The organism is Variovorax sp. 10N412, from assembly GCF_056394985.1.
In genome coordinates, this window is the sequence record NZ_JBFTIO010000015.1 from 129,070 (window position 1) to 144,440 (window position 15,371).

Below are 15,371 nucleotides of genomic sequence, written 5' to 3' on the forward strand. Positions count from 1 at the left end.
GGCGCGCAGCCTGTCAGGAGACCTCGACGATCCGCCCGTGCTCGAGGTGGATCACCCGGTTGCACTCCTTGGCGATGAGTTCCGGCGAGTGCGAGGCCAGCACCAGGATGCCCGACTTGGACACCACGTCGCGCATGCGTTGCTCGGCCTTCTCCGTGAACTCGGCGTCGCCCACCGACAGCCACTCGTCCATGAGCAGGATGTCGGCTTCGACGCTTGTCGAGATCGAGAACGCCAGGCGCATCATCATGCCGGTCGAGTAGGTGCGCACCGGCATGTTGACGTACTCGCCCAGTCCGCTGAATTCGCAGATGTCGGGCGTGAGGCGGTCGAGATCCTTCTTGCTCATGCCCATCACGAGTCCGCGCAGCATGATGTTCTCGATGCCCGTCGCATCCATTTCGATGCCCAGCGAGGGGTCGATCAGGCTGGCGACCGAGCCTTGCCGCATGAACTCGCCCGACGACGGTTCGTACACGCCAGCCAGCGTGCGCAGCAATGTCGACTTGCCCGCGCCGTTGTGCCCGATCAGGCCGAGCCGGTCGCCGCTTTTCAGTTCGAGGTTGATGTCGCTGAGCGCCTGCACGACGGTCACGCCGGTTTCCTTGCCGAAGCGTCCGCCCGTCACGGAAGCCGCCAGCGTCTTCTTCAGCGAGGCCGCGCCCGCACCGTAGATCGGAAAGTTGACGGCGACGTTTTTGAGTGAAATGGATGCCATGGATCAGAGCCAGTAGACGACGCGGCGGCGGTACTTCGAGAACAGGAGGGTGGCGGCGACCAGGCACAGCGCGGTCCAGACCATGATGCCGATCCAGCTGTGCAGGTGAGCGACCCCGCCCATCAGCGGCGTGCGAAGCAGGTCCAGCATCTGCGCGAACGGATTCCACAGCACGTACTTGGCGCGGCCCGGCAGGCTTTCGGGCAGCCAGAACACGGGGGTCAGGAACATCAGCATCTGCATCACGCTGGTGACGATCTGCGTGACGTCGCGGTAGCGCGTGCAGATCAGCCCCAGAAGGAGCCCCAGCGCATGCGCGTTGATGATGAGGATGAGGAAGGCGGGCACGATGAGCAGCACCGACCACGACAGCGAAATTCCGGCCCAGAGCGCCACCGGGATGTAGAGCACGATCTGGTGGCCGAACTGGATCAGGTTGCGCGCCAGGCTGCGCCAGACGAACAGGCTGATCGGGAAGTAGCCCTGCTTGAGGTAGTTGGACGACCCCACGAATGCGTTGCAGGCGTCGGTCACTACGCTGGAGAAGAACGCCCAGAAGATGATGCCCAGTGCCAGATGCGGAAAGAACCGGGACAGTTCGGTGCCGAACAGCGAACTGTAAAGCGGCCCCATGCCGGCGATCATCACGCCCATGCTCAGGGTGAGCCACAGGGGGCCGAGCATCGAGCGCCGGTAGCGCAGCACGATGTCGAACCATGCGAGGGTCAGCCAGATGTCGGTGCGGCGTGTACCCTGCCACCAGTCGGCCAGGGCGCTTCGATGTAGATTGGAATGGACTTGGCTCATGTGCGCCCGTAGGTGTCTGCAAGGCGGACGATGTCGTCTTCGCCCAGATAGCCGCCGCACTGGACTTCGATGAGCACGAGCTCATCTTCGCCGGTGTTGGTGAGACGGTGTTTTTCTTTCAAGGGAATGTAGCGGTACTGCCCGGGGAAGGTTTCGTACTCGACCTCTCCGATCTGCACGAGGCCTTGACCCTGTACCACCACCCAATGCTCGGCACGTTCGTGGTGGTATTGCAGGGAGAGCGCCTCACCGGGCCTGACCGTTATGCGCTTGACCTTGTAGCCTTCTTCCTGCTTGAGCGAAGTGTACGTGCCCCAGGGGCGGTGAACCAGCGTGGGCTGATGAACCGTATCGTGCTTGCGGGCTTTGAGCGCGTTCACGACCTGCTTCACCTTTTGCGCGCTGTCCTTGTGCAGCACCAGCAGCGCGTCCGGCGTGTCGACGACGACCAGGTCGTGCACACCGACGACCGCCACCACCTTGGGCCCGAAGCTCTCGACCTGCACGTGCGTGCCCGTGGTGTCGAGCGCCACCACGTCGTCGGGCAGCGTGTTGCCGCTGGCGTCGGGAATCAGCGCGTTGGACACGGCAGGCCAGGAGCCCACGTCGCTCCAGCTGAACTTCGCCGGCACCACGTGAACGTTCGAGGCACGCTCCATCACGGCGTAGTCGATGCTGATGTCCGGCTGCAGGCCGAACGCATGCAGCTCGAAATTGATGCAGTTGCCCGTGGCCTTGGAGGTTTCCAGCGCGGCCCTTGCCGCGCGGATGACTTCGGGCGCGTGTTCTTCGAGCGCCGCAATGATGGTGTCCGCCGTGAAGGCGAACATGCCGCTGTTCCAGTAGTAACGACCTGTTGCCAGATAGCTCTGGGCCGTTTCGAGATCGGGCTTCTCGACGAAGCGCTTGACGCCCTGGCTCTCGCGCGAGACATGCTCGACCTCGATGTAGCCGAACCCCGTGTCGGGGCTGGTGGGGCTCACGCCGAACACCACGAGCTTGCCCTCCTGCGCCAGGCGGAAGGCTTCGCTGGCGCTGGCCACGAAAGCGTGCACGTCCGGCACGAGATGGTCGGCGGAGAGAACCAGCATCACCGTGTCACCGCTGAACTGGCGCGCGCACTGAAGCGCGGCCAGCGCGATCGCCGGACCCGTGTTGCGGCCCTTGGGCTCGAGCAGGAAGGACGTGGCCGGCGGGTCCGACATCTGCTGGAGCACATCGCGCGTCAGGAACAGGTGGTCCTTGTTGGTCACGATCATCAGGTCGCCCGTGCCGCAGGCCTGGCCGCGTTCGATGGCTTGCTGGAGCAGCGTGGAGTCCCCGATCTTCATGAACGGCTTGGGAAACGCCTGACGCGACGCAGGCCAGAGCCTGGAGCCGGCGCCTCCCGAGAGCACCACTGAGAGCAACCTCATTGTTTTCCTTTTGCTTGTTGACCCGGCGAATTTTACGGGCAGCCCCTTCCGCGGGCGGCGCGGCACCCGGCGCTGGCGGCGACAGGGCTTGGCCCCTGGCCGTTGCGAAGATAATCCCCGGGCGGCGCCATCTCCCCGGCATGGCCGCTGTCTGTTTCTTTTCCCGCCCCAAAGTTTCGTTCCACCCGCCTTGCGGGTCTGCAATCCATGCATGCTCTCTACCGATTTCTTCTTGCACTGGCCGCCTTCGGGCGAGGCCCCGGACTGATGGGGCGCTTGCAGCGGGCCTGGCGCATGTTCAAGAAGTCGGGCTGGCCCGGCATCCGCTGGGAGATGGGGCGGCGCATCGGCGGCTACAACAACTACACGACCTGGGTGCGCCGCTACGACACGCTGACCCCCGAGATTCGCGACCGCATCGTGCAGCGCACGGCTGCCCTGAAAGACCAGCCCCTGATCTCCGTCGTGATGCCGACATACAACCCCAACCCCGGGTGGCTGCGCGAGGCCATCGAATCGGTGCGCGCCCAGATCTACCCGAACTGGGAGCTCTGCATTGCCGACGACGCGTCGCCCTCGGCCGAGGTGCGCGACGTCCTCAAGTCGTACAGCGAGCGCGACCCGCGCATCAAGGTCTTTTTCCGCCCGAAGAACGGGCACATTTCGGCCGCGTCCAACAGCGCGCTGGAGCTGGTGTCGGGGCCCTGGGTGGCGCTCATGGACCACGACGACCTGCTGCCCGCCGACGCGCTGTTCTGGGTGGCCGACTGCATCGCAGCGAACCCTGGCGTGCAGCTGATCTACTCGGACGAGGACAAGGCCGACGAAAGCGGCTTCCGTTTCGGCCCCTACTTCAAGCCCGACTGGAACGTCGATCTCTTTCGCTCGCAGAACATGTTCAGCCACCTGGGCGTGCTGTCGACCGACCTGATGCGCTCGGTCGGGGGCTTCCGCGTGGGCATGGAAGGTTCGCAGGACTGGGACCTGGTGCTGCGTTGCATGGAGCGTGTCGATGCCGGGCAGATCCGCCACATTCCGCGCGTGCTGTACCACTGGCGCGTGCACAGCGAGAGCACGGCGCGCTCGATGAGCGCCAAGCCGTATGCGGCCCTCGCGGGCGAGCGGGCGCTGAACGAGCACTTCCAGCGCACCGGCGTGCGTGCCACGGCCGAGCACCTCGACTTCGGCTATCGCGTGCGTTATGCCTTGCCCGATGTCCTGCCGCTGGTGTCAGTGATCATTCCCACGCGCAATGCGCTGCAGCTCACGCGCCAGTGCGTCGAGTCGATTCTTTCGAAGACCACCTACTCGAACTACGAAATCATCATCGTCGACAACGGCTCCGACGACCCGGCCACGCTGGCCTGGTTCAAGCAGATTGCGGCTGAACGGCCGAACGTGCGCGTGCTGCGCGACGATCGCGATTTCAACTATTCGGCGCTGAACAACGGCGCGGTTCCCTCGGCCAACGGCGAGCTGCTGGCGCTGGTCAACAACGACATCGAGGTCATCACGCCGGACTGGCTGAGCGAGATGGTGAGCCTGGCCGTGCAGCCGGGCGTGGGCGCGGTGGGCGCGCGGCTGTGGTACCCCAACAAGACGCTGCAGCACGCCGGCGTGATCCTGGGCATTGGCGGCATCGCCGCGCACGCGCACCGCGGCATGCCGGTCGGCCGCGAAGGTTACGCAGGCCGTGCCGCGCTGATCCAGTCGTTCTCTGCCGTCACGGCGGCCTGCCTGGTGATCCAGAAGCAGCATTACCTGGCGGTGGGCGGGCTGGACGAGGTGAACCTGAGGGAGTCGTTCAACGACATCGATTTCTGCCTGCGCCTGCGCGAAGCCGGTCTGCGCAATGTCTGGACGCCGTACGCCGAACTCTTCCACTACGAGTCGGCGACGCGTTCGAAGAACATGTCCCCGAAACGGCAGGCGCAGTTCCAGGAAGAGTCCGCCTACATGCACAAGCGCTGGGGCGACCTCCTGCAGAACGACCCCGCCTACAGCCCCAATCTCATGCTGGCCCGCGAGGACTTCAGCTACGCCTGGCCGCCCCGCCTCGCGCCGGTCTGATGGCCCTGGACGTGTCCGTCGCGCTGTGCACCCGCAACGGCGCGCGCTACCTCCCCGAGCAGGTTCGCAGCATCTGCGCGCAGACGCCGCTGCCGCGGGAGATCGTGCTGTCCGACGACGGCTCCACCGACGGCACCGTGGCCGTGGTGCGCGACACCCTCGTGCAATGCGGCGTGGCCGACCAGGTCGCGCTGCGCGTGTTCAGCAACGTGCCGCCGCTGGGCGTCACGCGCAATTTCGAGCAGGCCGTGAGCGCCTGCAGCCATGAACTCATCGCCCTGTGCGACCAGGACGACGTGTGGCACCCCGGCCGGCTCGCGCGCATGGTGGCGCAGTTCGAGGCGCGTCCCGACCTGCTGCTGCTGCACACCGATGCGCGCCTGGTCGACGCCGAACTGAAACCCCTGGGCTCCACGCTGTTCCATGCGCTGGAGGTGCAGCCCGCCGAGCTGGCGGCCATCGCCGGCGGCGAGGCCTTCGGCGTGCTGCTGCGGCGCAACCTCGCGACGGGCGCCACCACGGTGTTCCGCAAGACCTTGCTCGAGGCGGCGCTGCCGTTCGCGCCCGAGTGGGTGCACGACGAATGGCTGGCCGCGGTGGCGTCGGCCGTCGGGCGCATGGACGTGCTGCCCGAGCCGACCATCGACTACCGTCAGCACGCCAGCAACCAGATCGGCGCCCGGCGGCTCACGCTGTCCGAGAAGGTGGCCAAGGCCTTTGCCGAACGCGGCGACAAGCATGTGGCTCGCCTGCGCCGGGCCGAGGCCCTGCTGCAGCGCCTGCAGCGGCTCGGTGCGCGTGTGCCGGCCAGGTACCTGGACGCACAGCAAGCCAAGGTCGCGCACCAGCGGTTCAGGGCGCAGCTCCCGGCGGCGCGGCCCTTGCGCCTGCTGCCGATCCTGCTGGAGGCGGCGCGCGGCCGCTATGCGCGCTTCGGCCGCGGCGGGCATGCCATCGCGCAGGACCTGCTCGAGCGCGGCTGACTAGCGGCGCAGCTTCCAGTACCGCCAGAACGACCCCGACAGCCACACCTTCAGCAGGCTGGTGACGTGCCAGTACAGGTACTTCTTGCTCCGGTGGCTGTCGCGTTGCGCGTCGTGCCGGGCCACCAGATCTTCGCCCACCTGCAGTTTCCAGCCCGCGAGCCGGGTGCGCGCGCAGATGTCGAAATCTTCGCCGTACATGAAAAAGCGCTCGTCGAAGCCGCCGACCTGCCGGTAGGCCTCGCTGCGAAACAGCATGAACAGCCCCGGAATCCACGCCGGCACCCTTGGCCGCACGTAGCCGGGCTTCTTGCGCCCGACGATCTCGAAGGGTGTGAGCAGCGCCCGGTGCGGCTCCGGCCCGGCCTTGCCGGGCTCCAGGATGCGCGGCGTCAGCAGCCCGGCGTCGGCCGCGGCCTGGGCGAGCAGGGGCGTCAGCACGTCGCTGTCGAGGCGGATGTCGGGGTTGAGCACCAGAAACCACGGGCTGCTGCAGCGCGCGAAGGCCTGGTTGTGGTTGGCGCCGAAGCCCTTGGGGCTTGCGTTCGTGATGCGCGCCACCTCGAAACCCCAGCTCCGCCCCGCGAGCAGGTCAGGCTCCGGAATGTTCTGCGTGAGCACGACCTTGGCGATCGCGGCGCGGCAATGCCGCTCCAGTTGATCGAGCAGCGGCAGCACCAGCGCAAGCTGGCCGTGGCTGACGATTGAAATGGTGATCGGGGGAAACGGCGTGGGGAAGGGGGAGGGGGGCGTGGGCATGGTCTAATTTCGCTCGGGAATTCTAGGGTTCCCCAACCCCCACACATGATTGCTCTGATCGTCATCAGTTTCTTCGTCGCCGCCTTCTCGGTCCAGGTGTTCATGCGCCGCGCGCGCAGGCATGCCCGCATCTACGGCGCCGACATGCCCCAACGCTTCCACAAGGGCCATGTGCCGCGCCTGGGCGGTGCGGGCATCCTGCTGGGCATGGGCGTGGCCTGGCTGGCGGCCGGCATCACCGGCACCGACCCGTTCAACGTGTCGTGGCCCGCGAAGACCTCGATGCTCACGCTGCTGTGCATCCTGCCCGCCGTGCTGGGCGGCATCGTCGAAGACGTCACCCAGAAGGTCAAGGTGCGCTACCGGCTCGGGCTGACCATCGGCTCGGCGCTGCTGGTGTGCTGGCTGCTGGGGCTGGGCGTGGCGCGCACCGGCTTCGAGATCGTCGACGGCTGGCTGGTGATGATTCCCTTCGCCACCGTGCTGTTCGCGGTGCTCGCCATCGGCGGCCTGCCGCACGCCTTCAACATCATCGACGGCTACAACGGCCTGGCGGGCACGGTCGCCGTGCTGGTGTGCCTGGCCATCTCGCACGTGGCGCTGCAGGTGGGCGACCGGCAACTGGCGGCCATGATGGTCTGCCTGGTCGGCGCCACCATGGGTTTCCTGGTGTGGAACTACCCGCGCGGCAAGATCTTCGCGGGCGACGGCGGCGCCTACGTCTGGGGCATGGTGATCGCCGTGGCCGTGGTCATGCTGGTGCAGCGCCACCGCGTCGTCTCGCCCTGGTTCCCGATGCTGCTGCTGATCTACCCGGTGTGGGAGACGCTGTTTTCCATCTACCGCAAGCTGGCGCGCGGCCAGTCGCCCGGCACGGCCGACGCGCTGCATTTCCACCAGCTGATCTTCCGGCGCATCGTGCGCGTGGCGCTGGCCGATGACGAGGCCCGCCAGCTGCTGGCCCGCAACAACCGCACCTCGCCCTACCTCTGGATGTTCGCCGCCATGTCGGTGGTGCCGGCCGTGCTGTTCTGGAACAACACGCTCGTGCTGATGTTCTTCTGCCTGCTGTTTGTCACGACCTATGTGGGTGCGTACCTCATGATCGTGCGCTTCAAGGTGCCCCGCTGGCTGCGCCCGTGACAGCCTCCGCCTTGCGAGAATTCCCCCTCATCGTCCAACGCTTCGGAGCCTGACCGCCCATGACCGACCCCGTCCTCAACATTCCCCCGCGCGACAAGGCCGAGATCCTGGCCCAGGCGCTGCCGTACATCCGCAAGTTCCACGGCAAGACCATCGTCATCAAGTACGGCGGCAATGCCATGACCGACCCCGCGCTGCAGGCCGACTTTGCCGAAGACGTGGTGCTGCTCAAGCTGGTCGGCATGAACCCGGTGGTGGTGCACGGCGGCGGGCCGCAGATCGAGGCCGCGCTGAACAAGCTGGGCAAGAAAGGCAGCTTCGTGCAGGGCATGCGCGTGACCGATGCCGAGACCATGGAAGTCGTCGAATGGGTGCTGGCCGGCGAGGTGCAGCAGGACATCGTGGGCCTGATCAACCAGGCCGGCGGCAAGGCCGTGGGCCTCACGGGGCGCGACGGCGGCCTGATTCGCGCGCAGAAGCTCAAGCTGGCCGACCGCACCGACCCCGCCGTGTTCCACGACGTGGGCCAGGTCGGCGACATCGTCTCCATCGACCCCAGCGTGGTGAAGGCGCTGCAGGACGACGCGTTCATTCCCGTGGTCAGCCCGATCGGCTTCGGCGAGGACAACGAGAGCTACAACATCAACGCCGACGTCGTGGCCGGCAAGCTGGCCATCGTGCTCAAGGCCGAGAAGCTCATGCTGCTGACCAACACGCCCGGCGTGCTCGACAAGAACGGCAAGCTGCTTACCAACCTGAGCGCGCGCGAAATCGACGACCTGTTCGCCGACGGCACCATCTCGGGCGGCATGCTGCCCAAGATCGAGGGCGCCCTGGACGCGGCCAAGAGCGGCGTGAATGCGGTGCACATCATCGACGGCCGCGTGCCGCACGCGATGCTGCTCGAGATCCTGACCGACCAGGCCTACGGGACGATGATCCGGGCCCGCTGAGCCCCAGGTCGCGTGCAAGAAACGCAGAGGGCGCGCGCTCACTGCGCTGTGCGAGAATCAATTGATTACATCTTTGCACGCGCTCCCATGCAGAACGAAGAGACGACCAGTGCTCCCGGCGTAGAGACCCCTGCAGACCCGCCCACCCCCCCGGCGCGCAAGCGCCCGAAACCGGGTGAGCGGCGCGTGCAGATCCTGCAGGCGCTGGCCGCCATGCTCGAGCAGCCCGGCGCCGAGCGGGTCACCACCGCGGCGCTGGCCGCGCGGCTCGAGGTGAGCGAGGCGGCGCTGTACCGCCACTTCGCCAGCAAGGCCCAGATGTTCGAGGGGCTCATCGATTTCATCGAGCAGAGCGTCTTCACCCTGGTCAACCAGATCCTCGAGCGCGAGGGTGCCACCGGCGCCCAGCAGGCCGGCCGCATTCTCACGCTGCTGGTCCAGTTCGCCGAGCGCAACCCCGGCATGACACGCGTCATGGTGGGCGACGCGCTGGTCTACGAGAACGAACGCCTGCAGCAGCGCATGAACCAGTTCTTCGACAAGATCGAAGCCACCTTGCGCCAGGTGCTGCGCGGCGCGGCCGCCGCCGAAGGCTCTGCCACGCCCAGCGTCGATGCGCAGGTCCGCGCGGCGGCGCTCACCGCCTTCGTGGTGGGGCAGCTGCAGCGCTTTGCGCGTTCGGGCTTCCGGCGCGCGCCGTCCGAACACCTCGAGGCGACGATTGCGCTGATCGTTTGAGGTGTATCGCAGGGTATGGTCGGCCTGCCTCGAGCCGACCGGCAGCCGCGCCCTTGGTGACATGCTCACCGCGCGGGCGCAGAGGGCGACGACGCGCCTTTTTTCCGTATCGAAGCTGCGCGCAACGACTTAGACTGCGCGGTTCCCAACATAAAAACATTGGAGCGAGGGACATGAGCATCGTGAAAAGGGCTTTGCGCAAATTGCGCCTGGCCGCATCGAGTTGGCGCACGCGACCCGGGTCGCCAACGCCGTCGGCAACGCAGCCACATTCCGCAACGTCCGCATCGGTCGTGGAGCCGCCAGCCATGGCCGAGCCCGTCGATGAAGGCCCCGTGTTTTCAGGGGTCTGCCCTGTCTGCGGCATGCACAGCCGGTTTGCCGGGTTCACAGACAACCCGCGCGAATCGGGCCGGTGCTCGAATTGCCAGTCGTTCAACCGCCAGCGGCAGATGGCCTATCTGATTCGCCAGCAGTTCAGCTTGCCGAACGACGGCGGCTGGCACTTTCCCCCCGGCTTCGTCACCTACAACACCGAGACCACGGGCGCGCTGCACCTGCAGCTGGCCGAACTGCCCGGCTATGTGTGCTCGGAGTACTTCGGCGACGAGTACACCTCCGGCCAGATGGTCGACGGGCGTCGCCATGAAGACCTTCAGGCGCTGTCCTTCGCCGACGGCTCGCTCGACCTCGTGATGTCGAGCGACGTGATGGAGCACATGCCCGAGCCCTATGCCGCGCATGCGGAAATCTTTCGCGTGCTCAAGCCCGGCGGGCGACACATCTTCACGGTCCCCTACAGCCCGCTGCTGGCCGAGGACCAAGTGCGCGCAAAGATCGTCGACGGCGAAATCGTCTATCTCGAAGAGAAGGCCTTCCACGGCGACCCGGTGCGGCCCGACGAAGGCGTGCTGGTGTGGACGATCTTCGGCCTGAGCATGCTCGACCGCCTGCGAGCGCTCGGCTTCGAGGCCACGCAGTGGGACCTGGACCAGCCGACGCACGGCATCATCGGCCCCGGTACGGTGATCTTCGAGGCCAGGAAGCCTTACACGCGGGCGTGATCAGGCACGTGCGTCGCGTGGGCATTCCCAAGCCGGCGCCGGGACACGGGAGTTGGGAATTCACTCCGCAGTGGACAGGTCGATTTAACAGGGTCGGCTGCAGGTGCTGAAGCCGCGCATCGATCCGACCTTCGGCGAGCATAGCTACGACTTCAGCCGGGGCGCAGCGCGTATCAAGCGGTTCGATCAGCCAAGCAGTGTTTGGGGCAAGGGCGACGCGTGGTGGTTGACCTTGATCGATAGATATTTCTTCGACCGAATTAACCGCGACATCCTGATGAATCGGCTAACCAAGCGAAGCCGTCTGGCTGGGGCGGTTTATCGTTCGGCCTGCGGTCTTGTCAGGCGCTGCATCGATACGACGATGGTGCGATCAATCCGGCGGGTGGCGTGGAGATCTCCTCGAGCTGCCCAGCAAAGTGCTCACGGCAGTAGGCCTCCAGCAGCTTGATCTGAATGCTGGTGGCAAATATGGGCACGCCTTCCGGACTGCGCAAGCGAACAATCATGTCGCGTCCGGCAAGGCTCTCTGATCGCGAGACCGCAAAAGGTGCCAACGTCGACACGCCCAGCCCGTACAGCCTGTATGCCATTGCGCGCTCGGAAATTCCGAGCACCGGGTAGACCGCTTCGAACGGGAAGCTGGAGGCCCACAGGACGACTGGTTGGCCGTCTACGCCGCTGACCTGTTTGCGAACTTGTGCATCGGCGCTCCTGAGCGCTCTTGATTCAGTAACGACGTTGACCATGTTGACTACAGCTGCGATGCCGAGCACGCTGGCGAACAGGGCGTTGTATCGTTGGCGCCAACGGAATTCTGGCAACGGCGCGACGATGAGCAAGGCGAGCACGGGAACGTAAACGCGAAGAACGCCAGGTCGGCCAAGATATCCCATCGCGGCGATGCCGGTGAGAAAAATCGCCCAAGCACATAGTGTTGAGCGTCTGGCGCCAGTCGCGGAAACCCCAAGCGCGACCAAGGTGAGCAGCCAGATGGATGGCTGACCTAAAGCTTTAATGCCAAGCACTGCATTGATGAACTTGTGCTCTTGTATCGGGCTTCCGCCTGCTTCCAAGATCATCGCTTGAAGTGCTGGAGGATTCGCCACTTTCGGATCGACGAAGAACCAACCTTCGATCAACGTGACGTCATTCAGGCTGAAGCCGTGCTTGGACAGCACGTCGGGACGCGCTCTGACGGGCTCAGCGGCGCCGAAATCCGTCATCAGCGCACGGACGGGATTGAGGGCGTTGAAATCGCGCCATTCTGGTGTTCGGTAGGCCTGGTAGTCGACAACGGCACTTGCAACGACGGCGCAAGCCAGAGCGCCAGCCCCCATCAGCGCCCGTCGGTCCCTGAGAAATTGGCCGACTGGAAGGAAGGGCAAGCCCGCTGCGCAGACAAACAAAAACTCTTGCGAGCGGATGAGGTAGCTGGCAAAGGCGAGCAGGCAGGCGGCGGCCAAGAGACTGGCCTTTCCGTCTCTGGCATACACGCGCAAGAGCATGATGGACGCGACCATGAGCAAGCCAGCGTTCACCGTGAACTGCGGAAATAGGATTGGTCCTGTGAAGACGAAAACGACCACTGCGGCGCAAACCGCAACGCTAACTCGCAATCGCAGCAACGCGAAGCCGATCGCCGAACCTGAAACCAGCAGCGCTGCCATCGTAGCAAGTGAATAGCCCGGTGTGCCGTTCAGTGTCGGTAAGCTGCGGACGAAGTAGCCCCACAGCAGGTTTGAGAACATAAGGTTGGGCGGTGAGCCACCAGAGACGACGCCGTAGCCGTGCGCCACCATGGACATGAATGCGTCGTCGTTCGTCTGCCACCGTGGGGCGGCGAGCCAGCACAACAGGATGAGCGTTGTCCCGGCTGTGAGCAGCGCGATCGCAAGATCCTTCCAGCTCGAATCGTCGCTGTCATTCCGAGCTGAACTAGCCATGAACAATTCCCGCAGTGATGTAGTCAAAAAACGAATGGCATGGGTCGACGCCATGCAGCGCGTGCATCGAGGGGCGGTTGCGAGCAATCCGCCGAGGTTGAGCGCGGGGGGATGGTAACCGTCCAAACGCGCCAAGCGCCGGTTCTGCCCGAAGCCGAGGTGCGGCGAAGCCTTCCATGGAGGGATGGTTAGGTCCGGTCGACCACGGGCTGCCGCTTGCGGGTCATCTGCCGTGGCAACGTCTTGCTACTGCTAATCAATCACCCTCAGCGTTCACGCTGGAGGCTGATTTGGGCCACCGCGGGCCGCGCACAATACGTGTATGAAAGCCGCTCCAGACGTCCGACTGCACTTCCTCGATGGCCTGCGCGGATGGGGTGCGGTTGTAGTGGTGCTATACCACGTGTTTCTCGACGGATTTTCGATCAACCAAACTGTCAGCGACACCCTTCGACCAATATTCCTGTTCAATGGCGTGCTTGCGGTGTGGGTGTTCTTTCTGGTCTCCGGCTTCTCGCTCTCCATCGCGTTCTTACGGCGGCCTGACTATGCCGGGCTGACCAATATTGCCCTCGGACGGTACTTCCGCCTAGCACTCCCCGTACTCTGCGTGACGCTCGTGCTTTACGCCTTTTTCGCGGTCGGTTTGGTTCTACCTGCCGAAAAGCGGCTACCCGCCTTTCAGACTTTCCTGCCAGTTGCCCCAAGCCTGTGGCAGGTCTTCAGATCCTCGTTGTTCGACACGTTCTTCGACTACAGCTTCGCAACTACGCTGATTGCGCCTCTGTGGACCATGCGATTTGAGCTCTGGGGGTCGTGTCTTGTCCTAGGCGTACTTTTTGTCGCTGGGCGGCTGGAGCGCCGCTTCCTCGTCTACAGCGCAGTCGGGGTCGTATCGTACTTTGTCCACCCGATATACACGGCATTCATCGTTGGCCTCGTGTTTGCAGAGATCTACGTCTCGGATTCGTGGAAGCGCAGCAAGGGCAACTGGTCGTCGGCCACGTTTCTACTGTTCATCCCAGGTGTGTATGGCGCCAGCCTGTTACACAAGGCTGGCGAGGAACCTTGGGGCGCAAGCCTTACGGTCGCGATCCTGCTCACCATACCTTGCATCTTCAACCCGCCCACTGCACGGCTTCTTTCCGGCCCCATTAGCCGCTTTCTCGGGCGAATATCCTTCCCGCTGTATCTGATCCACGGGCCGCTGATGCTCGCCTACGGCAACAACGCCTACCGCTGGATTGATGAGCCGACGGATGTGCAGAAGATGTTGCTGAACCTGTCGACGGTTGCGGTGAGCATCGCGTGTGCGACATTGCTTGCCCCGACAGATCGCTGGGGCATCGCGGCAGCGAAACGTTTCAGCGCATATCTGATGGGGTCAAGTGGGACGCCAAGCCAAGCAAAGAACGATGCCCGTACTACCCCGCGGTGAAGCATCTTTCCCACTCAATGTCCGACCCGTCTCGTCCGTGTTTGTGCTGGGAGATTTTCTGCTTTTTGGCTGCCGTCACAATGCGGTGCAAGTTGCAAGAAGGAGAAGACATTGAAAAATGTAGCCGCAGACACCTCAGTCCACGCAATGGGGGGGATGCATCGCCGATGGGCGGTAGTGTGCTGGGCCGCAGTGATTGCTGCTGTGTTGTTCTCGATGCCCATGATCCCTTACCTGCAGCAGCCGGCAGACCTGTGGAATCACATCCAGTATGCGAAGTCGATCCACCAGTGGTCCGACGTTGTCTCGCCGCACTTTCTGTTCCAACTGCTGATAATCGCGATCGCCAAGGCGAGCAGCCTTTCTTATGAGGCCGCGGCCATCGTTCTGATGTCGCTGTGCTATGCAGGTATGGCAGGGATGATCGGAGCCCAGATCCGTCGGTCTTCACCGAGGGGGAGCCCGATGGGCGCACTGAGCATCGCAGTCTTGGTACTGCTGGTCTCTCACATCTTCGTGCAGACCGCGCTCGCGCTGAACTTCTACTATGGCTACATCGCGCCAACCGTCTACCACAACCCTACTCAGGTGCTCTCGAAGGCACTCTCGATAGCGGTTCTGTTCGCCTACTTTAGGGTTGTCTTCGAAGGACAGAAGGGCGCAGTTTGGGTGGTGATACTGCCCGTCGGCGTGATCCTTTCCGCTATCGCGAAGCCATCATTCCTGATCGCGTTCTTGCCGTGCGTGTGCGCTGTAGAGTTTTATCGTGCGTTGTCCGGCTCCTGGAAAGCGGCTCTGCGAAACCTCACGTTGGTCGCAATACCAGCGTGCATAGTGTTGGCGCTTCAGTACCGAATGACCTTCAACGGCAGCCCCGGGGGGGGAGGGCTCGGATTCGCACCGTTCGTAGTCTATGGCGGGGCGGCGGACTTGCTCAAAAAGCTTCCGGGCTCGCTTCTTTTTCCAGTTGTGGCCGCCGTGGTCATCTGGCGCCAGCGCGCGGGTGCCAACCGGCTGCTGTTCGCATGGTTCCTCTACGCTGTTGGGATGACGATCAGCATTTGCGTCGTTGAGTCTGGCGGGCGCATGATGCAAGGAAATTTCGCGTGGACTGGGCAGACGGTGACGTTCTTGCTATATGTCGAAAGCGCGATCGCAGTTGCGGCTGTGGCTTGGCGTAGAGCTTGGCCGGCATGGGCGGCATTTGGGCTCCACGTGATCTTTGGGGCCATCTGGTATTCGGCAGCCTTGCTCATGCCGATAGGCACATTTTTGTAGTCCGTGGAGTTAGTCCCGATTCACCCCTAATCAGGGGGCACCCCGGAACCCTCAGTAGC

13 protein-coding genes are annotated in these 15,371 nt (G+C 64.2%); 8 read left to right on the plus strand and 5 right to left on the minus strand.

Annotated features, from left to right (window positions below):
- Positions 1–13: 13 nt before the first annotated feature.
- The 3 genes from AC1DJH_RS26305 to AC1DJH_RS26315 are packed head-to-tail and all read right to left on the minus strand — an operon-like array spanning position 14 to position 2,940.
- Positions 14–718 (minus strand): ABC transporter ATP-binding protein, encoded by a 705-nt coding sequence (locus AC1DJH_RS26305; RefSeq protein ID WP_478187728.1) that lies wholly within the window; start codon positions 716–718, stop codon positions 14–16.
- A gap of 3 nt (positions 719–721) precedes the next feature.
- Positions 722–1,525 carry an ABC transporter permease gene (locus tag AC1DJH_RS26310; protein ID WP_472120638.1) on the minus strand — a complete coding sequence of 268 codons (804 nt, stop codon included), beginning with the start codon at positions 1,523–1,525 and terminating at the stop codon, positions 722–724.
- The gene (locus AC1DJH_RS26315) at positions 1,522–2,940 is read right to left on the minus strand and encodes a mannose-1-phosphate guanylyltransferase/mannose-6-phosphate isomerase (RefSeq protein ID WP_472120640.1); all 1,419 of its coding nucleotides are present in this window, start codon (positions 2,938–2,940) and stop codon (positions 1,522–1,524) included. Before AC1DJH_RS26315 ends, AC1DJH_RS26310 begins: the two co-directional genes overlap by 4 nt.
- A 207-nt stretch (positions 2,941–3,147) precedes the next feature.
- Here AC1DJH_RS26315 and AC1DJH_RS26320 point away from each other — a divergent pair, with 207 nt between their 5' ends.
- Together AC1DJH_RS26320 and AC1DJH_RS26325 are read left to right on the plus strand one after the other, a co-directional pair.
- Complete coding sequence (locus AC1DJH_RS26320) at positions 3,148–5,010, plus strand: glycosyltransferase family 2 protein (protein ID WP_478187729.1); 1,863 nt, start codon at positions 3,148–3,150, stop codon at positions 5,008–5,010.
- Positions 5,010–5,993, plus strand: a complete 984-nt coding sequence (locus AC1DJH_RS26325) for a glycosyltransferase family 2 protein (protein ID WP_478187730.1) — start codon at positions 5,010–5,012, stop codon at positions 5,991–5,993. The genes AC1DJH_RS26320 and AC1DJH_RS26325 overlap by 1 nt, the downstream gene beginning before the upstream one ends.
- On the opposite strand, the gene AC1DJH_RS26330 is transcribed toward AC1DJH_RS26325, so the two are convergent.
- On the minus strand, positions 5,994–6,752 hold the full coding sequence (locus tag AC1DJH_RS26330) for a glycosyltransferase family 2 protein (RefSeq protein WP_478187731.1): 759 nt from the start codon (positions 6,750–6,752) through the stop codon (positions 5,994–5,996). It lies immediately after the preceding gene.
- A 45-nt stretch (positions 6,753–6,797) separates the two neighbouring features.
- Between AC1DJH_RS26330 and AC1DJH_RS26335 the strand changes: the two genes are divergently transcribed.
- The 4 genes from AC1DJH_RS26335 to AC1DJH_RS26350 all read left to right on the plus strand — a co-directional run bounded on the left by AC1DJH_RS26335 (position 6,798) and on the right by AC1DJH_RS26350 (position 10,650).
- Positions 6,798–7,895, plus strand: coding sequence for a glycosyltransferase family 4 protein (locus tag AC1DJH_RS26335; protein WP_472120647.1), 1,098 nt, complete (start codon positions 6,798–6,800; stop codon positions 7,893–7,895).
- A gap of 59 nt (positions 7,896–7,954) precedes the next feature.
- Complete coding sequence (argB, locus tag AC1DJH_RS26340; protein ID WP_472120648.1) at positions 7,955–8,848, plus strand: acetylglutamate kinase; 894 nt, start codon at positions 7,955–7,957, stop codon at positions 8,846–8,848.
- A gap of 87 nt (positions 8,849–8,935) precedes the next feature.
- Complete coding sequence (gene slmA / locus AC1DJH_RS26345; RefSeq protein WP_435437917.1) at positions 8,936–9,586, plus strand: nucleoid occlusion factor SlmA; 651 nt, start codon at positions 8,936–8,938, stop codon at positions 9,584–9,586.
- Between the two features lie 452 nt (positions 9,587–10,038).
- A complete protein-coding gene (locus tag AC1DJH_RS26350; RefSeq protein ID WP_478187732.1) occupies positions 10,039–10,650 on the plus strand; it encodes a class I SAM-dependent methyltransferase in 612 nt (203 codons plus the stop codon).
- A 341-nt stretch (positions 10,651–10,991) separates the two neighbouring features.
- On the opposite strand, the gene AC1DJH_RS26355 is transcribed toward AC1DJH_RS26350, so the two are convergent.
- Complete coding sequence (locus AC1DJH_RS26355) at positions 10,992–12,650, minus strand: hypothetical protein (protein ID WP_478187733.1); 1,659 nt, start codon at positions 12,648–12,650, stop codon at positions 10,992–10,994.
- A gap of 268 nt (positions 12,651–12,918) precedes the next feature.
- Here AC1DJH_RS26355 and AC1DJH_RS26360 point away from each other — a divergent pair, with 268 nt between their 5' ends.
- Positions 12,919–14,034 carry an acyltransferase family protein gene (locus AC1DJH_RS26360; protein ID WP_478187734.1) on the plus strand — a complete coding sequence of 372 codons (1,116 nt, stop codon included), beginning with the start codon at positions 12,919–12,921 and terminating at the stop codon, positions 14,032–14,034.
- Between the two features lie 111 nt (positions 14,035–14,145).
- On the plus strand, positions 14,146–15,312 hold the full coding sequence (locus AC1DJH_RS26365) for a hypothetical protein (protein WP_478187735.1): 1,167 nt from the start codon (positions 14,146–14,148) through the stop codon (positions 15,310–15,312).
- Positions 15,313–15,371: the final 59 nt, after the last annotated feature.